The 15916-nt window shown below is 64.1% G+C and carries 16 protein-coding genes; 9 read left to right on the plus strand and 7 right to left on the minus strand.

The genetic code is table 11. The features are described from left to right. Nucleotides 1-177: 177 nt before the first annotated feature. From trmB to thiS, 3 genes are all read right to left on the minus strand, one after another. Nucleotides 178-1017, minus strand: a complete 840-nt coding sequence (trmB, locus tag QQF40_RS05420; protein ID WP_285460661.1) for a tRNA (guanosine(46)-N7)-methyltransferase TrmB — start codon at nucleotides 1015-1017, stop codon at nucleotides 178-180. A 60-nt stretch (nucleotides 1018-1077) separates the two neighbouring features. Next, nucleotides 1078-1911 carry a thiazole synthase gene (locus QQF40_RS05425; RefSeq protein ID WP_175088997.1) on the minus strand — a complete coding sequence of 278 codons (834 nt, stop codon included), beginning with the start codon at nucleotides 1909-1911 and terminating at the stop codon, nucleotides 1078-1080. A 79-nt stretch (nucleotides 1912-1990) separates the two neighbouring features. Then, nucleotides 1991-2191 carry a sulfur carrier protein ThiS gene (thiS, locus tag QQF40_RS05430; RefSeq protein ID WP_175088996.1) on the minus strand — a complete coding sequence of 67 codons (201 nt, stop codon included), beginning with the start codon at nucleotides 2189-2191 and terminating at the stop codon, nucleotides 1991-1993. Nucleotides 2192-2290: 99 nt separating this feature from the next. On the opposite strand from thiS, the gene QQF40_RS05435 reads away from it, so the two are divergent. Next, nucleotides 2291-2710: a DUF423 domain-containing protein gene (locus QQF40_RS05435; protein ID WP_043336980.1), complete on the plus strand. Its 420-nt coding sequence runs from the start codon at nucleotides 2291-2293 to the stop codon at nucleotides 2708-2710. 38 nt (nucleotides 2711-2748) lie between these two features. Here the strand turns inward: QQF40_RS05435 and QQF40_RS05440 are convergent, their stop codons facing one another. Both QQF40_RS05440 and QQF40_RS05445 read right to left on the minus strand, forming a co-directional pair. Then, nucleotides 2749-3165, minus strand: a complete 417-nt coding sequence (locus tag QQF40_RS05440) for a PaaI family thioesterase (protein ID WP_043336979.1) — start codon at nucleotides 3163-3165, stop codon at nucleotides 2749-2751. A 195-nt stretch (nucleotides 3166-3360) separates the two neighbouring features. Then, on the minus strand, nucleotides 3361-5541 hold the full coding sequence (locus tag QQF40_RS05445) for a malate synthase G (RefSeq protein ID WP_175088994.1): 2181 nt from the start codon (nucleotides 5539-5541) through the stop codon (nucleotides 3361-3363). A gap of 408 nt (nucleotides 5542-5949) precedes the next feature. Between QQF40_RS05445 and QQF40_RS05450 the strand changes: the two genes are divergently transcribed. The 4 genes from QQF40_RS05450 (at nucleotide 5950) to QQF40_RS05465 (ending at nucleotide 9825) form a co-directional block, all read left to right on the plus strand. Next, nucleotides 5950-6942 carry an alpha/beta hydrolase gene (locus QQF40_RS05450; RefSeq protein WP_502871418.1) on the plus strand — a complete coding sequence of 331 codons (993 nt, stop codon included), beginning with the start codon at nucleotides 5950-5952 and terminating at the stop codon, nucleotides 6940-6942. Further along, a complete protein-coding gene (locus QQF40_RS05455; RefSeq protein WP_175088992.1) occupies nucleotides 6939-7466 on the plus strand; it encodes a hypothetical protein in 528 nt (175 codons plus the stop codon). Before QQF40_RS05450 ends, QQF40_RS05455 begins: the two co-directional genes overlap by 4 nt. Before the next feature lie 97 nt (nucleotides 7467-7563). Further along, the gene (locus tag QQF40_RS05460; RefSeq protein WP_285460662.1) at nucleotides 7564-8715 is read left to right on the plus strand and encodes a pyridoxal phosphate-dependent aminotransferase; all 1152 of its coding nucleotides are present in this window, start codon (nucleotides 7564-7566) and stop codon (nucleotides 8713-8715) included. A gap of 24 nt (nucleotides 8716-8739) precedes the next feature. Beyond that, nucleotides 8740-9825 (plus strand): Lnb N-terminal periplasmic domain-containing protein, encoded by a 1086-nt coding sequence (locus QQF40_RS05465; RefSeq protein ID WP_285460663.1) that lies wholly within the window; start codon nucleotides 8740-8742, stop codon nucleotides 9823-9825. 34 nt (nucleotides 9826-9859) lie between these two features. Here the strand turns inward: QQF40_RS05465 and QQF40_RS05470 are convergent, their stop codons facing one another. Continuing rightward, nucleotides 9860-11404, minus strand: a complete 1545-nt coding sequence (locus tag QQF40_RS05470) for a YifB family Mg chelatase-like AAA ATPase (RefSeq protein WP_285460664.1) — start codon at nucleotides 11402-11404, stop codon at nucleotides 9860-9862. A gap of 1113 nt (nucleotides 11405-12517) precedes the next feature. Here QQF40_RS05470 and QQF40_RS05475 point away from each other — a divergent pair. Beyond that, nucleotides 12518-12796 (plus strand): CBU_0592 family membrane protein, encoded by a 279-nt coding sequence (locus QQF40_RS05475; protein WP_217485823.1) that lies wholly within the window; start codon nucleotides 12518-12520, stop codon nucleotides 12794-12796. Nucleotides 12797-12888: 92 nt separating this feature from the next. Here QQF40_RS05475 and QQF40_RS05480 read toward each other — a convergent pair whose 3' ends face one another. Further along, nucleotides 12889-13263, minus strand: coding sequence for an accessory factor UbiK family protein (locus QQF40_RS05480; protein WP_175088973.1), 375 nt, complete (start codon nucleotides 13261-13263; stop codon nucleotides 12889-12891). 437 nt (nucleotides 13264-13700) lie between these two features. Between QQF40_RS05480 and QQF40_RS05485 the strand changes: the two genes are divergently transcribed. The 3 genes from QQF40_RS05485 to glnK all read left to right on the plus strand — a co-directional run bounded on the left by QQF40_RS05485 (nucleotide 13701) and on the right by glnK (nucleotide 15806). Beyond that, a complete protein-coding gene (locus tag QQF40_RS05485; RefSeq protein WP_175088972.1) occupies nucleotides 13701-14039 on the plus strand; it encodes a P-II family nitrogen regulator in 339 nt (112 codons plus the stop codon). Between the two features lie 31 nt (nucleotides 14040-14070). Continuing rightward, the gene (locus QQF40_RS05490; RefSeq protein ID WP_175088971.1) at nucleotides 14071-15318 is read left to right on the plus strand and encodes an ammonium transporter AmtB; all 1248 of its coding nucleotides are present in this window, start codon (nucleotides 14071-14073) and stop codon (nucleotides 15316-15318) included. 149 nt (nucleotides 15319-15467) lie between these two features. Then, entirely contained in the window at nucleotides 15468-15806 is a 339-nt protein-coding gene (glnK, locus tag QQF40_RS05495) for a P-II family nitrogen regulator (protein ID WP_024951507.1), read from the plus strand. Nucleotides 15807-15916 lie beyond the last annotated feature (110 nt).

The raw sequence follows: 15916 nt of genomic DNA on the forward strand, positions 1-15916 counted from the left end.
CTCGGGACGGGAAAAGAAAGGGGCCGCAAATACCGCAAGGGCACAGACAGCCACGCAGGCAAATGGCCTTGGCACGCCAAACCGCGCCATGGCGGTGGGCCTCACACGCAAGCGGCCACCCGAAGGCGGCCGCGATGCAGCGTCATGATGACGCCGCCACTGCGCACGAGGCGCTGGTCAGTCCTGCTTGACGAAGATCAGATCCCACACACCGTGGCCGAGTCGCTCGCCGCGCTGTTCGAACTTGGTCAGCGGACGGAAATCCGGACGCGGCACGTAGGGTGCGGTTTCCGCCGGAGCGGTGTTGGCAAAGCCCGGCGCTTCGGCCATCTCTTCCGCCATCGCTTCGGCGTAGTTGGCCCAGTCGGTCGCCATGTGGAAGTGGCCGCCCGGCTTGAGCACACGACGCACCAGCTCGACGAAGGCCGGCTGAACGATACGGCGCTTGTGGTGCTTCTTCTTCGGCCACGGGTCCGGGAAGAACAGCTGGAAGGTGTCGGCGCATCCGGCCGGCACGCAATCCGCCAGCACTTCCAGTGCGTCGTGACGATAGACACGCAGGTTGGTCAGGCCCAGCTTGTCGACATCATCCAGCAGCTTGCCGACGCCAGGCGCGTGCACTTCGATGCCGATGAAGTCGGTGTCCGGGTTGGCCTGTGCCTGTTCACACAGTGACTTGCCCATGCCGAAGCCGACTTCGATCACCAGCGGCGCCCGCCGCCCGAATAGCGCCTCGAGATCCAGCTCGCCCTGCTCGTGACGCAGACCAAGGCGCGGGAAGACCTCTTCCAGCCCGCGGGTCTGGGCCTGGGTCATGCGGCCACCACGAATCACGTAGCTCTTGATGCCACGCTTGCGGGCGACGGCTTCATCGGCAACGGAAGGGGTCGCTGGCGCGCTTTCGGTCTGCACGCTCTCGGGCTGCGCGTTCTCGTTCTGCACACTTTCTTGCTGCGCATCGTCAGCGGGTGCAGAAGTGGACGTGTCGTCCTGCGGCTTGGAAGTCTCGTCAGTCATGGGGTCGTCTTGGTCTTTGCATGAACGATGCGCGAGCATCGGATTCGAATGTTTCAGGGCTCAGCCGGTGATCAGGCCAGCGCCCGGTGAGGAAGCACGTGCCGTCAGGCGAGTCGGCATGCGACCGGCCAGGAAGGCACCACGGCCGGAAATCACGGCCTGACGCATGGCATCTGCCATCAACAGCGGCTGGCGCGCGTGGGCGATGGCGCTGTTCATCAGCACGCCATCACAGCCCAGCTCCATGGCGAAGGCGGCTTCTGACGCCGTACCCAGACCGGCATCGACCAGCACCGGCACATTGGCGCGCTCGATGATCAGCGATAGGGTGTGCGGGTTGAGAATGCCGAGGCCGGAGCCGATCAGCGAGCCCAGCGGCATGATGGCGCAGCAGCCGATTTCCTCGAGCTGGCGCGCGACGATGGGGTCGTCGGAGGTATACACCATCACGTCGAAACCATCGGCGACCAGTGCTTCAGCGGCCTTGAGCGTCTCGACGATATTGGGATACAGCGTGTCCTGATCACCCAGCACTTCCAGCTTGACCAGGTTGTGGCCGTCCAGCAGTTCACGGGCCAGCTTGCAGGTACGCACCGCATCACGCGCGTTGTAGCAGCCGGCGGTGTTGGGCAGGAAGGTATAGCGATCCGGTGACAGCACGTCGAGCAGATTCGGCTCGTCAGCGTTCTGGCCCAGGTTGGTACGGCGGACCGCAAAAGTGACCACTTCCGCGCCGGACGTCTCGATGGCGGAGCGTGTCTCCTCCATGTCCTTGTACTTGCCGGTACCGACCAGCAGGCGTGAAGAGAACTCACGACCGGCGACGATCAACGGGCTGTCGCCGGCGACCTGGGTGACGGGGGTGTTCAATGTCGGGGCAGAACTGTCTGTCATGATGACCTCATCGAGCTGGACGTGAACGCGCTGAGCGCGAGCGAGTAGTGAAAAGTGTCAATCCTGGAAACAGGACGGATCAGCCACCACCGATGGCATGGACGATCTCGATGCGGTCACCGGCATGCAGACGGGTGTCGGCGTGCGCGCTACGTGGCACGATATCTTCATTGCGTTCCACTGCCAGTCGGCGGCCCTGGAGACCGAGACTCTCGACCAGAGCGGCAATCGTGGTGGCGTCCTCCACCACGTGGTCTTCACCGTTGAGCTGTATCTGCATGCTGTCCTCCCGCGAAAAGAGGCCGCTATTGTAGCGGCTTTACGTGGACAGGCGTAGGCACATCGTGCCGCGCCACCTGCCCTCAAGGAATTATTGTCTATGCGTCACAACGACTCCCACTCCCGCCACTGGTGGCTGGCCATGGGACTGGCCGGCATGTCCACCGTCGCACTGGGTGCCTTCGCCAGTCATGGCCTGCGCGGCACCCTGAGCGCGGACATGCTGCGCGTGTTCGAGACCGGCGTCCGCTATCAGATGTGGCACGTGCTGGCGGCGGTCGGGGTACTCGCCTGGCGCTCGGTGCAGCCGCTGCGTGGCCAGATGCTGACGCTGGGCCTATGGGCCGCCGGCATCCTGATGTTCTCAGGGTCGCTGTATGCCCTGGCGACCACGGCGCGCACCCAACTGGGCATCATCACGCCCATCGGCGGGCTTCTGCTGATCGCCGGCTGGCTGAGCCTGGCCGTCACCGGCTGGCGTCAGCGCGGCAGCGAAGAGAAGGATATCAACAAGCTGTAGCGAACTGGCCCGAGGCGTTGCCCACGACCGTTCCGGGGTCAGTCATCACTGTCCGGCAAGGTATAGGTCGCGGTCACGATGGCGACCGGGTCCGTATCACCGTGGCTGAAGAGCTCGATCTCGCCGACGGCCAGCCGCCGGCCCAGCTTGCGGATACGCGCGGTGGCCATCAGGTCGCGGTCGCCGCGCGCACGGCGCAGGAAGTGGATGCTGAGGTCACTGGTGACGGCCATCGGCTCCGGGCCGATCTCGCCGAGTATCGCGACATACAGGCAGACATCCGCCAGCGCCATCATCGTCGGCCCGGACACACAGCTGCCGGGACGCAGGTGCTCGTCCTCGATGGCCAGCCCCATGGTCGCCCAGCGATCGCCGACGGCCTCGATGGTGCCCAGACGCTGGGGGAAGACTTCATCGAGGAAATCCTCGATGGCGGCGGCGCTCATCACGGGCATGACATTCTCCTCGACACACTGGGTCCGATCGCGCGGTTACGCGGTTTCTGGGGCAAGGCTAGCGGCAAAAGCGGTCTCGGGAAACATGCGCCTGGCAAAATAGTGGCCGGGCAATTCCTGCCCGGCGACAGGCGACAACGGCGACCCAGGGTCGCCGTTGTCGTGTTCACTGTTTTCACCAGCCAGTCGGGGGTGTCAGCGCGCCTGCTGCTTCTTCTCGAGGCGACGGCGATGCAGGACCGGCTCGGTATAGCCGCTCGGCTGCACGCGCCCCTGGAAGACCAGTTCGCAGGCGGCCTGGAAGGCGATGGAGCCCTCGAGATCATCCGTCATCGCCTGATAGCTGGGGTCCGCGGCATTCTGACGGTCCACCACGCCGGCCATGCGCTCCAGCGTGTCCTGCACCTGGGCACTGTCGACGATGCCATGATGCAGCCAGTTGGCGATGTGCTGGCTGGAGATGCGCAGCGTGGCGCGGTCTTCCATCAGGCCGACATCGTGGATGTCCGGCACCTTGGAGCAGCCGGTGCCGTGATCGATCCAGCGCACCACATAGCCGAGAATCCCCTGGGCATTGTTGTCCAGCTCGGCCTGGATTTCCTCGGCACTCCACTGAGGATCGAGTTCCAGCGGGATGGTCAGCAGATCATCGAGGCTGGCACGCTGACGGCTGAGCAGATCATGCTGCACGTCCTTCACCGAGACCTGATGATAGTGCAGCGCATGCAGCACGGCGGCGGTAGGTGACGGCACCCAGGCGGTGTTGGCGCCGGCGCGCGGATGGCCGATCTTCTGCTCCAGCATCGCGGCCATCAGGTCGGGCATGGCCCACATGCCCTTGCCGATCTGGGCACGGCCCCGCAGGCCGCACTCCAGACCGACATCCACGTTCCATTTCTCGTAGGCCTGAATCCAGGTGGCGCCCTTCATGTCGCCCTTGCGCAGCATCGGCCCGGCTTCCATCGAGGTGTGCATCTCGTCACCGGTGCGGTCCAGGAAGCCGGTGTTGATGAAGGCCACGCGGGAACTGGCCGCCGCGATACAGGCCTTGAGGTTGACGGTGGTGCGGCGCTCCTCATCCATGATGCCCATCTTGAGCGTGGAGTCCGGCAGGCCCAGCAGCTGCTCGACCCGCGCGAACAGTTCATCGGCAAAGGCGACTTCCTCGGGACCATGCATCTTGGGCTTGACGATATAGACGGAGCCGGTGCGCGAGTTGCAGATGCCGCCGCGGTCCTGCTTGTCGCCCTTGAGGTCGTGCAGCGCGATCAGGCTGGTGAAGATGGCATCCATGATGCCTTCCGGCGCTTCGCTGCCGTCCTCGAGCAGGATGGCCGGGTTGGTCATCAGGTGGCCGACGTTGCGAATCAGCATCAGCGAGCGACCATGCAGCACACGCGTGGTGCCATCGGCGCCAGTGTATTCGCGGTCTGCATTCAGCTTGCGCGTCATGCTGCGACCATTCTTCTCCAGCGTCTCGGTCAGGTCGCCCTTCATCAGGCCCAGCCAGTTGCGATAGACCGTCACCTTGTCCTCGGCATCGACGGCGGCTACCGAGTCCTCGCAGTCCATGATGGTGGAGAGCGCGGCCTCCATGATCAGATCACTGACGTTGGCGGGATCGGTCTTGCCGATGGGGTGCTCGGCATCGATCACAAGCTCGGCGTGCAGGCCGTTGTGGGCGAAGATGATCGCGCTCGGCGCGCTTTCGTCGCCTCGATAGCCGAGGAAGCGTTCCGGCGACTTGAGGCTGAGGTCACGCCCTCCGGCACGCACCAGCAGATGACCATCACGAATCGTGTAGCCTTCGCTGTCATGGTGGCTGCCGCCGGCCAGCGGCGCGATGGTGTCCAGCACCTGGCGCGCATAGGCGACGACCTTGGCCCCGCGCGCCGGGTTGTAGTCCTTGCCACGCTCGGCGCCATCTTCCTCGCTGATCGCGTCGGTGCCGTAGAGCGCATCATAGAGGGAGCCCCAGCGCGCATTGGCGGCATTCAGGGCGTAGCGGGCATTCATCACCGGCACCACCAGCTGCGGGCCGGCCTGCTGGCAGATCTCGCTATCCACGAAGGCGGTACTGGCTTCGACCGTATTCGGCTCCGGCAGCAGATAGCCGATCCTGTGCAGAAACGCCTTGTAGGCCTCGAGGTCCACCTTGCCCGGATGCTCACGGTGCCAGGCATCGATCTCGCTCTGCAGCTGCTCGCGGGTTGCCAGCAGTTCGCGGTTGCGCGGTGCCAGCTCGTGCAGCAGTGAATCGACACCCGCCCAGAAGGTCTCCGGCGCGATCCCTGTGCCCGGCAGCGCTTCCTGCTCGATGAAGCGGTGCAGGCTGGCGTCGATGGCCAGGCGCTGAAGTTGAATACGGTCGGTCATGCGTTTGCTCTCCCTGAAAACGAATCGCTGGAAACCCTCAACGGCTGACAACACTGCAAGCAGTGGTGTTCAAAAGGATTTTCGCCAGACGGCACTCACTGGCACGTCGTTCGACGCGGCTGCTGACGCGCGACTGCCCGACAAGCGTGAACCATCATGATGCCGGGCAGGAAGGCGCTGCCCCCTGCCGGGCGAGGACGAATCCCAACACCATACCCGATGGCGAGGCCGGCGAAAGGACTGCTATGACCAATGAACAAGCTCATGGTGCCCGATTACCCGCCCAGCGTTGATTCCGCGTCGCTGTTGTAGCTCGGCGACAGGCGGGGAAAACAGTGAAGAAACACTGTTCCTTGTGTAGCTCGCAGCCGCGCCAGCCGCTAGCATGGCAGCATTATGGAGATGACCATGCCCGATTTCAGTGAACTGCTCGACCACGGCCCCTTTATCCGCCTGCCTGACATGCTGCCGGGCCAGACGTCCAGTCCACTGGAGCGTTACCTGGGCCATTATGGTCTCGATGCGCTGCGCAGCGAGGACATCACCGTGCATGCCGGTCACCTGGAGGCCGAGGGCTTCCGCCTGTGGGCTCAGCTGTGGACACCGCGCAAGCCGCGCGGCACCGTCTTCGTGGTCCACGGCTACTTCGATCACCTCGCCCTCTATCGTCATCTGCTGGCGCACCTGCTGCGCAACGGCTGGCAGGTCGCCTTGTGGGACCTGCCGGGCCATGGCCTGTCATCCGGTGAGCCCGCCTCCATCGATGACTTCGGCGACTATGTCGGCTGCCTGCAGGCCTTCCAGGATTACCTGGAGGATCACAGCCTGGCGCCGCACCCGTGGTTCGGTATCGGCCAGAGCACCGGCGGCTCGGTGCTGGCCACCGACGCTCTGATGCGCGGCGATGAATCGCACTGGCAGGGAATTGCCCTGCTCGCACCACTGGTACGGCCCTGGGGCTGGTCGCAGTCACGCTGGTTGCACAGCATGGCGCGCCCCTTCATCGATTCCATTCCGCGCAAGTACCGCGCGAACACCAACGATGTGGCCTTCTACGAGTTTCTCAGCACCAATGATCCGCTGCAGGCTGATCGCCTCGCGGTGAAGTGGGTGACGGCGATGCGGGAGTGGATTCCCCGGCTGCGCGCCCTGCCTCCTTGCTCACTGCCGACCCTGATCCTGCAGGGCGAACAGGACACCACCGTCGATTGGCAATGGAATCTCGGCGTACTGGCCAGCAAGTTCCCCAATGCACGCATCTACCGCCACCCCGAGGCCCAACACCATCTGGTCAATGAAGCCGAGCCGATTCGTCAGGAGCTGTTTGCCGAGCTGGACGCCTTTCTCGATGCCCTGTCGCAGCGCCCGTCAGACCTGCCGCAGCAGGGGCGCACGGCATGATGGCCATGCATCGCCTGCGCATGCTGGCCGCGACCCTGCTACTCTCCACGCTGGCGGGCTGCATGAGCCTGGACCAGGTGCCGCGTGCCGAACGCGACCCCATCTATGGTCTCGGCCAGAGCGCGGCGCGCCTGATCGCCGAGCAGCCCTGGACACCCCCGCTCGAGCAACAGGTATTGCTGCTCGCGCCGCCCGAGGTGGATGCCACGCTGCAGGCCAACCCGGGCGCGCTGAACGAGGCGCTGACACGCGCACTGCTGGCGCTCAAGAACGGGCCTCAGGTACTCAACTGGAGCACCGACCGCCCCGCCGTCGATAGCCGTCAGTGGCGTCTCGAGACCACCCTCGAGGCCAGTGGCATCGCGCTTACCTTGTCAGACCGCACGCTTCAGCCGTACCAGCTGCAGCTGACGCTGATTCGCAGCGCCAGTGCCGAGCGCAATGAGACGCGCACCTTCACCCTGAGCGGCGCCTTCGACCAGGCGGCTCTCGAGTCGCTGGCGCGCAATCGCCCTGAGCCCTGAGCTCCAGGCCTTGAGCTCTGAGTCTTGCGCCCAGCTACGCCGTGGCCCCCGCCACCTCTGATACAGCTTTTATCGTTTCTGCTTTTCCGGAGCCAACATGACCACCGCCAGTCCCCGTCGCTTTCTTGCCCACCTCTATCAGGATGGGCCGCATAACCCGTTCCCCGGCATCAAGGCGCTGGAACGCAGACTGGGACACGCACTGCCGTATCAGTATGGCTCCAACGAAGGGCTCGACATGCCGCACCACACGCTGGGCGGCGCGCTGGGCACCGCCCTGGCCGACCTGAGCCGCAGCTATGCCGACGCCGATGCCTGGCAACTGCGCCAGCAACTGGCTGAGCGTCTGGGAGTCGCGTACGAGAACCTGCTGGTCGATGCCGGGGCCGACAGCCTGCTGGCACTGGTAATGCGTGCCACCGTCTGTGCGGGCGAGCGCGTCATCACCAGCGCCGGCACCTATCCGACCCTGGCGTACTTCGCCCGCGGGCTGGGTGCCGAGGTCATCGAGGTGCCCTACAGCGAGAGCTTCGCCACTACCGATGACGCCTCATCGTCGCGACTGGCACCGGACCTCGCGACACTGCTAACCGCGGCAAGGCAACATGATGCCCGCGTCGTCTATCTCGCCAACCCTGACAACCCCAGCGGCCACCTGCATTCTGACGCCGATGTGCGCGCTCTGCGCGACGCCCTGCCGGAGAACTGCAGCCTGCTGCTGGACGAGGCCTATCACGACTTCCGCCCGGACGCCGCCCACGCCGACCATGCGCCGATGGCGCGCACCTTCCGCCTGCGTACCTTCTCCAAGGCCTATGGGCTGGCGGGCCTGCGCCTCGGCTTCATGATCGCCGAGCCTGACGATATCGGCATGCTGACCAAGGTGCGGATTCACTACGCGGTCAGCGCCCCGGCAATGGCCGCAGGTGAGCTGCTGCTGGCGCACCCTGAAGAGGCGGCAGCGCATATCGCCGGCGTGATCGACTGTCGCGATCGGCTCGCCGAGCACCTACACTCGCTGGGTGCGGAAGTGCTGCCCAGCGCAACCAACTTCCTCTGCGTGCGCCTTAAGAGCGCCGAGCTGGCAGCGCAGGTGCAGCAGCAGCTGATGGCTCAGGGCGTGCTGATCACTCGCTCCCCGCACCCTTCGCTTGGCCACATCCTGCGTATCTCGACACTCGAGGACAGTCTGGTGCCGGGCCGTCTCGCGCGTCTCGAGCAGGCCATCGCCGAAGAGCGCCGCTCATGAACGATTTATCGTGAGGGCCTCGCGATGACGCTGGTCAGCCTCGCGGCCCGCGCCTTGAGCAGTCTCGCCGTGGCGGGCGCGAGCCTCTGGCTGGTGCCCGCACTGTGGTTCCGCCTGCCGGGGCCGGAAGGGCTGCGCACCACCGTGGCTGCTCTCGCAGCGGTGCTGGGCCTCGTGTGCGTGATTGCCCTGTGGTGGCCGCAGGCCAGCACGATTCGCTGGCGGCTGATGGGCAGCTACCTGATGCTGCTGGTCGCAAGCCTTGCCTGGTGGGCCAGCATCACGCCACGGGCGGACCGCGACTGGGCGCCGGAGGTGGCACATCTGGTCGAGGGGCAGGTGATCACACCGGCACGGGACGAGGCATCACCGGCAAGCGCCAGGGACGAGGCTGCCACCCAGGGTGAAGTGCTGCATCTCGAGCAGGTACGCAACTTCGTGTGGCACAGCGCAGAGGATTACAAGCCGCACTGGGAAAGCCGCGACTACCCGCTGGAGGAGCTGACCTCGGTGGATCTGCTGACCAGTCACTGGATGGGGCCGCAGATCGCCCACACACTGGTCAGCTTCGGCTTTGCCGATGGCCGCTATCTGGCCTTCTCGGTGGAGATCCGCAAGGAGCGCCACGAGCAGTTCTCGACCCTCGGCGGCATGTTCAAGCAGTACGAACTGGCGGTGATCGCCGCCGACGAACGCGACATCATCCGCGTGCGCAGCAACATGCGCGGCGAACAGGTACACCTCTACCGCGTGCAGATGCCGCGCGAGATGATCCGCGAGCTGTTGCTGGCCTACGTCGACGAAGCCGAGACATTGCGCACTCAGCCACGCTTCTACAACACCGCCACCAGCAACTGCACCACCCTTGTCTACGCGATGATGACGCGCCTGACCGACGGCCTGCCGCTGGACTACCGTCTGCTGCTCTCCGGCTATCTGCCGGAATATGTCGCGGACCAGGGCGCCCTGAGTGACGCTGCGCCCTTCGCGGAGCTCAAGGCCAGCAGCCTGATCAACCCCGCCGCCATCGCCGCCGACGATCACCCGGACGGCGACTTCTCACGCCTGATTCGTGAGGGCATCCCCGGCGCGGACAGACCCTCCTACTGAGCTCGAGCAGGGCTGACGTCCTGATCCGCCGGCATCAGGCGCTGCGCTGCTGGGTGCCGGCACCCGGGCGAGCCGGGTCCCTGCCCATCATGCGGTCCAGTTGCCGATAGCCGATAGCCTCCATCAGCTGCGGCCGCTGCACGCCATCCTGGTCGATCAGATCACTCAGTGTCAGCGCGACACGCAGCACCCGGTGATAGGCGCGCGCCGAGAGATTGAGGCGTGACAGCACGCCGGCCAGCCACTGACGCTCGCCGTCTTCCAGCTGGCAGGCGGCTTCCAGCGCGTGAGTATCAAGATGAGCATTCAGGCCACCGCGTGCCAATTGGCGCGCGCGAGCGGCCAGCACTCGTTCGCGCACGCCGGCCGAGGCCTCGCCGGGAGTGGCGGATGTCAGCTCCTCGGCGGGCAGGCCAGGTACCTCGACCTGCAGGTCGATGCGGTCCAGCAACGGGCCGGACAGGCGCGCCTGATAGCGCTGGATCTGCGCCGGGGTACAGCTGCAATTGCGGCGACTGTCGCCGAGGTAGCCGCAGGGGCAGGGATTCATCGCCGCGACCAGCTGGAAGCGCGCCGGGAAGCGGCGTTGATGGCTGGCCCGCGAGATCAGGATACGACCGCTCTCCAGCGGCTCGCGCATCACTTCCAGCACGCCACGGTCGAACTCCGCCAGCTCATCCAGAAACAGCACGCCATGATGCGCCAGCGACACCTCGCCCGGGCGCGGCTTGGAGCCACCGCCCACCAGCGCGACCCCACTGGCCGTGTGGTGCGGAGCACGAAAAGGCCGCTGACCCCAGCGCTCCATGATCGGCAGGCCACATACCGAGCGCACCGCCGCGACTTCCAGTGCCTCCCCTTCGCCCAGTGGCGGCAAGATGCCGGACAGGCGACTGGCCAGCATCGTCTTGCCGGTGCCCGGCGGACCAGCGAATAGCAGGTTGTGGCCGCCCGCCGCGGCGATCTCCAGTGCCCTGCGTGCCTGATGCTGGCCACGCACCTCGCTCAGGTCGGGCTCTGGCAGGCGCGCCTGGGGAATGATCGAGCACACATGCGCTGTGAGGCGCTCGCGCCCCAGCAGGTGGGCCACCAGCTCCAGCAGGTGGCCCACCGCCAGGACTTCCAACTCCTCGGCGAGTGCCGCCTCGTCGGCATTGCCGCGCGGCACCACCAGCGTCCGCCCCGCCTTGCGACAGCAGAGTGCGGCTGGCAGCACGCCAGTCACGGCGCGGATGCTGCCATCGAGCGCCAGCTCACCCAGGCACTCCATCGCAGCTACGGCTTCTTCCGGTATCTGCCCTGAGGCAACCAGAATCCCCAGCGCAATGGGCAGATCGAAGCGTCCGCCTTCCTTGGGGAGGTCCGCTGGCGCCAGATTGAGGGTGATACGGCGCGCCGGAAACTCGAAGCCGGCATTGAGCAGCGCACTGCGCACCCGCTCACGACTCTCCTTCACCGCCGCTTCCGGCAAGCCGACGATGGACAGCCCCGGCAAGCCGTTGGAAAGGTGTACCTCCACCTGAACTTCCGGCGCTTCGAGACCAAGTGACGCGCGCGTGCGCAACATTGCCAATGACATGAGTCTTCCCTGCGTGATGCCGCCTCTCAGTTGCACGGCGCAATCGGAGCAGGCCCTGGCCTGCCATGAGCACGAAGGCACACACCGCTGCCAACCCTCCCAGCATGGCAAACCTCATACCCCCCAGACGGCGAGCGCCTCAACGCTCGGGCGCTCGACAATTGCCGCAAGGCTTCGCATCCCCCCACGACACTGCCATGCATCACCTGAAAATGTGTGTTCAGATGACGATTCTCGCGCATATAACGTAAACCTCTTTACGCCCCAGAATACCGAAATTACTGGATGCGTAACTAATAGACAGGCTGTGGGCAAGATTACATAATCATCGCGTGTGGACATTTTTTGAGCGCTCAAAACTTCATCAGTCAACACGCTGATACCATCGATGATCAAACGTGCCAACGTCAGACCAGGCAATCCACAGCCTTCACATCTCCAGTCAACAGAAATTAAACTCAATAAGCACAGACAGGTTCTTGGACACTCGACTCAGTCGAGTGATGAAAGCCATGTCAGAGATCAGGTTGAATCAGAGAAGGCGCATGCGCTGCGCTCGAGGAATTTGCACGAGTATCGGGTTGTTGATGCCTAGGGATTGGCGCCTGAGGACCTGGCGCTGGGTGACGACTTGTTGCTGCCTGGTAGTTGAGAGCATCTGGCGCCCTGCGGATGCGGATGCGGCTGCGACTGCCATTTCAGCTTCACGCGTCGCAACGCACCCGGGTGCTGACGATGCGGGTCGCTCGCCAGCATTGCCGACAAGCGCTCACGGCGGATTAAAAGTAGCGGTTTCGCCAGCACTTTCCACGCAAAAGCGCCTGTTTTGGCGCATTTCAGCACCACCAGGCGCCACACGGGAATGGCGAGAGGCCGACTTGATACCTGCCTGCACCAAGAAAGTGCTCATACAGGGGCCATGGCGCCCTCGAGAGAACCACAAGAGTGCCGCCGGACGGGGACTGCTGTATATTTGATCGGTTGTCCCGGCCTTGCCGGGATGACCGCCAAGCTGTCTCACGGAACGCCGCCGATGCGCGGCAGAGAATCGTCCAACCCACGGAAAGGGCCAGCCATTCAGGACGACTTCGGCTTGTTTCAGGAGCACTACCCATGCAAGACATGCTTGCCCCGCTGGCATCCCTGGCGGATGTGATCGGCATGCTAGGCACCACTCTGGTCGTCGGCGCCTTCTTCCTGCTGCAGCTCGGCAGACTCGATGCCCGCAGCCTGACCTACAACCTGATGAATCTGAGCGGGGCGATCCTGCTGTTGATCAGCCTGTGCATCAATTTCAACCTCGCCAGCTTCGTGATCGAGATCTTCTGGATCATCGCCTCAGTGGTAGGTCTGGTGCGCTGGATGCTGGGCACTCGTCCCCAGACTGCCTGAGGCTTCCCCCGGAATCAGCGGCGCCCATGACGCAAAAAACCGCCACGCCCCGAAAGGGCGTGGCGGTTTTGGTTCAGCCGTCACCTGACGAGTCAGGCGTCGCGCTGGCGCTCGATCTCCGCGGCGTGGCTGGCGGCTTCACGCTTCGCCACCGCGGCTTCCCCCTCGTCATCCACTGGCATGGCGGGCTCGGCAGCCGGCGCATTGCCCGCTACCAGCCCTTGCTTTTCCAGCAGTGCCTCAAGAGCGATGACCTGCTTTTCCAGCGACTCGACACGGCTGCGCGTACGCGTCAGCACATCCATCATGATGTCGAAGTCTTCACGCGAGACCAGTTCCATGCGGTCGAAGGCACCGCGCATCACCCCTTGCACGGACTTCTGCAGCTCTTCCGGGCCATGCGAGGCATCCTGCAGGCGCTCACCGATCTGCTGGGCCATACGCCCGATGACGTCATTCTTGAACATGCTGCACCTCAGCCGTTGCGGGCCGGCAGCCGCGTCGTGCGGACTGCCGGTCAGAAAATGATGACACCCCTGTACATGGGGCCGTCGTGTCCTGCTGCAAGGATACGCAACCCTGGAGTCGGGTGCATGCCCCGCATCGTCCTGCACCAGACAATCCTCATCGGCAGGCACACACCTGCACCACATTAGCACTTGCCCCCACACCCAAAGGCGCAGAAGCAGCACCATTACGGTGCATGCCAGGTGACCTCCGGATTCAGCCATCTTTGCACAGGCCGAAAGACGGTCAGCCATCTGGCGATAACCAGATGAGTTACAAGGATTTTCAGCCTCATGGCACATCTCGTGCGATGCACTTGTCAGGAACAGGCCGCCAGCTCATCTGACTGGCCATGCTTAACAAGAATGATCATTCCGGTAGCGAACGGGGGCAGCACATGAAACTGATCACCGCCATCATCAAACCCTTCAAGTTGGACGACGTACGAGAAGCACTGGCCGACAACGGCGTGCAGGGGATTACCGTCACCGAAGTGAAGGGCTTCGGACGTCAGAAGGGGCACACCGAGCTGTATCGCGGTGCCGAGTACGTCGTCGACTTCCTTCCCAAGGTCAAGATTGAAGTGGCTATCGATGACAGCAGTGTGGAATCGGTACTGGACGCCATCACCCAGGCGGCCAACAGCGGCAAGATCGGCGACGGCAAGCTGTTCGTCACTCCGCTGGACGATGTCATCCGTATCCGCACCGGTGAACGCGGCGCCGACGCTGTCTGAGCCCCGCGCACAATAACAAGGAGAACCCCGCATGAACGAGATCATCGAGGTCAAGTACGCACTTGATACCTTCTACTTCCTGGTCTGTGGCGCCCTGGTGCTATGGATGGCAGCCGGCTTTGCCATGCTCGAGGCCGGTCTGGTCCGCGCCAAGAACACCACCGAGATCCTGACCAAGAACGTGGCGCTGTTCGCCATCGCCTGCACCATGTACATGGTCGTCGGTTACCACATCATGTACTCGAGCGCCGAAGGCGGCTTCCTGCCGAGCCTGGGCTTCCTGATCGGTGCCGAGAATACCGCTGAGGAAGCGCTCGCTTCCGGTGGCGACATCTACTACAGCGCACGTTCCGACTTCTTCTTCCAGGTGGTGTTCGTGGCAACCGCCATGTCCATCGTCTCCGGTGCGGTCGCCGAGCGCATGAAGCTGTGGGCCTTCCTGGCCTTCGCCGTGGTCATGACTGGCGTCATCTACCCGGTGCAGGGTTACTGGACCTGGGGTGGCGGCTTCCTGAGCGCAGCGGGCTTCAGCGACTTCGCCGGCTCCGGCATCGTGCACATGGCCGGCGCTTCCGCCGCTCTGGCAGGTGTGCTGCTGCTGGGCGCTCGCAAGGGCAAGTACGGCAAGAATGGCGAGATCAATGCCATCCCGGGCGCCAACCTGCCGCTGGCCACGCTGGGTACCTTCATCCTGTGGCTGGGATGGTTGGGCTTCAACGGCGGCTCCGAGCTGGTGCTGTCCAACATCGATGAAGCCAACGCGGTCGCTCAGGTCTTCGTCAACACCAATGCCGCTGCCTGTGGTGGTGTCATCGCCGCGCTGATCCTCGCCCGTCTGTGGTTCCGCAAGGCTGACCTGACCATGGCCCTCAACGGCGCGCTGGCTGGCCTGGTCGCCATCACTGCGGGTCCGCTGGCACCGAGCGTCGGTGCTGCCACCCTGATCGGCGCCGTCGGCGGTCTGCTGGTCGTGTTCTCCATCGTCGGTCTCGACAAGCTGAAGATCGATGATCCGGTCGGTGCCATCTCCGTGCACGGTGTGGTCGGTCTCTGGGGTCTGCTGGCCGTGCCGCTGACCAATGACGATGCCACCTTCTCCGCACAGCTGCTGGGCGCCGCCTCCATCTTCGCCTGGGTGTTCATCGCAAGCCTCGTGGTGTGGCTGATCATCAAGGCCATCATGGGGATCCGCGTCAGCGAGGAAGAAGAGTACGAAGGTGTGGATCTGGCCGAATGTGGCATGGAGGCCTACCCGGAATTCACCTCCAGCCGCAAGTAAGCCTGGACGTGACAGCATCTGCAGCCTCAAGACTCCCGCCACCTGGCGGGAGTCTTTTTTCCTGACTGGATAAGCGGTGTATGCTTGAGTTAGAGACCGGCGTGACGAGCAGGCCTCGTTACCCGCACCATCACCCAAGGAGAGACACGATGAAACTGGTCACTGCCATCATCAAGCCATTCAAGCTCGACGACGTGCGCGAATCCCTGTCGGAGATTGGCGTGCAGGGTATCACCGTGACCGAGGTCAAGGGATTCGGCCGCCAGAAGGGCCACACCGAGCTGTATCGGGGTGCCGAGTACGTGGTCGACTTCCTTCCCAAGGTGAAGCTGGAAGTCGCGGTGGATGACGCCATGATCGATTCCGTGATCGAGGCGATCACCAATGTCGCCAACACCGGCAAGATCGGCGACGGCAAGATCTTCGTCTCACCACTGGAGCAGGTCATTCGCATCCGTACCGGCGAGACCGGCAAGGACGCCGTCTGAGCCTCTGGCGCAAGCCCCTGGCTGACGTGCTGCCCCGACCGCTGACATGAGCACACAAAAAACCGCAGGCCATCGGCCTGCGGTTTTTTGTTTCAGCACTTGCCGTTCAT

Source organism: Cobetia sp. LC6 (assembly GCF_030264805.1).
Classification (GTDB): domain Bacteria; phylum Pseudomonadota; class Gammaproteobacteria; order Pseudomonadales; family Halomonadaceae; genus Cobetia.

Coding starts and splice junctions, on each gene's coding strand:
- QQF40_RS05445 (WP_175088994.1), bottom strand. CDS start 5,541: ATGACCGACCGTATTCAACTTCAGCGCCTGGCCATCGACGCCAGCCTG.
- QQF40_RS05465 (WP_285460663.1), top strand. CDS start 8,740: ATGACGCTGGTCAGCCTCGCGGCCCGCGCCTTGAGCAGTCTCGCCGTG.
- trmB (WP_285460661.1), bottom strand. CDS start 1,017: ATGACTGACGAGACTTCCAAGCCGCAGGACGACACGTCCACTTCTGCA.
- QQF40_RS05460 (WP_285460662.1), top strand. CDS start 7,564: ATGACCACCGCCAGTCCCCGTCGCTTTCTTGCCCACCTCTATCAGGAT.
- QQF40_RS05435 (WP_043336980.1), top strand. CDS start 2,291: ATGCGTCACAACGACTCCCACTCCCGCCACTGGTGGCTGGCCATGGGA.
- QQF40_RS05480 (WP_175088973.1), bottom strand. CDS start 13,263: ATGTTCAAGAATGACGTCATCGGGCGTATGGCCCAGCAGATCGGTGAG.
- QQF40_RS05485 (WP_175088972.1), top strand. CDS start 13,701: ATGAAACTGATCACCGCCATCATCAAACCCTTCAAGTTGGACGACGTA.
- QQF40_RS05475 (WP_217485823.1), top strand. CDS start 12,518: ATGCAAGACATGCTTGCCCCGCTGGCATCCCTGGCGGATGTGATCGGC.
- QQF40_RS05425 (WP_175088997.1), bottom strand. CDS start 1,911: ATGACAGACAGTTCTGCCCCGACATTGAACACCCCCGTCACCCAGGTC.
- QQF40_RS05440 (WP_043336979.1), bottom strand. CDS start 3,165: ATGCCCGTGATGAGCGCCGCCGCCATCGAGGATTTCCTCGATGAAGTC.
- QQF40_RS05450 (WP_502871418.1), top strand. CDS start 5,950: ATGCCCGATTTCAGTGAACTGCTCGACCACGGCCCCTTTATCCGCCTG.
- QQF40_RS05455 (WP_175088992.1), top strand. CDS start 6,939: ATGATGGCCATGCATCGCCTGCGCATGCTGGCCGCGACCCTGCTACTC.
- QQF40_RS05490 (WP_175088971.1), top strand. CDS start 14,071: ATGAACGAGATCATCGAGGTCAAGTACGCACTTGATACCTTCTACTTC.
- QQF40_RS05470 (WP_285460664.1), bottom strand. CDS start 11,404: ATGTCATTGGCAATGTTGCGCACGCGCGCGTCACTTGGTCTCGAAGCG.
- thiS (WP_175088996.1), bottom strand. CDS start 2,191: ATGCAGATACAGCTCAACGGTGAAGACCACGTGGTGGAGGACGCCACC.
- glnK (WP_024951507.1), top strand. CDS start 15,468: ATGAAACTGGTCACTGCCATCATCAAGCCATTCAAGCTCGACGACGTG.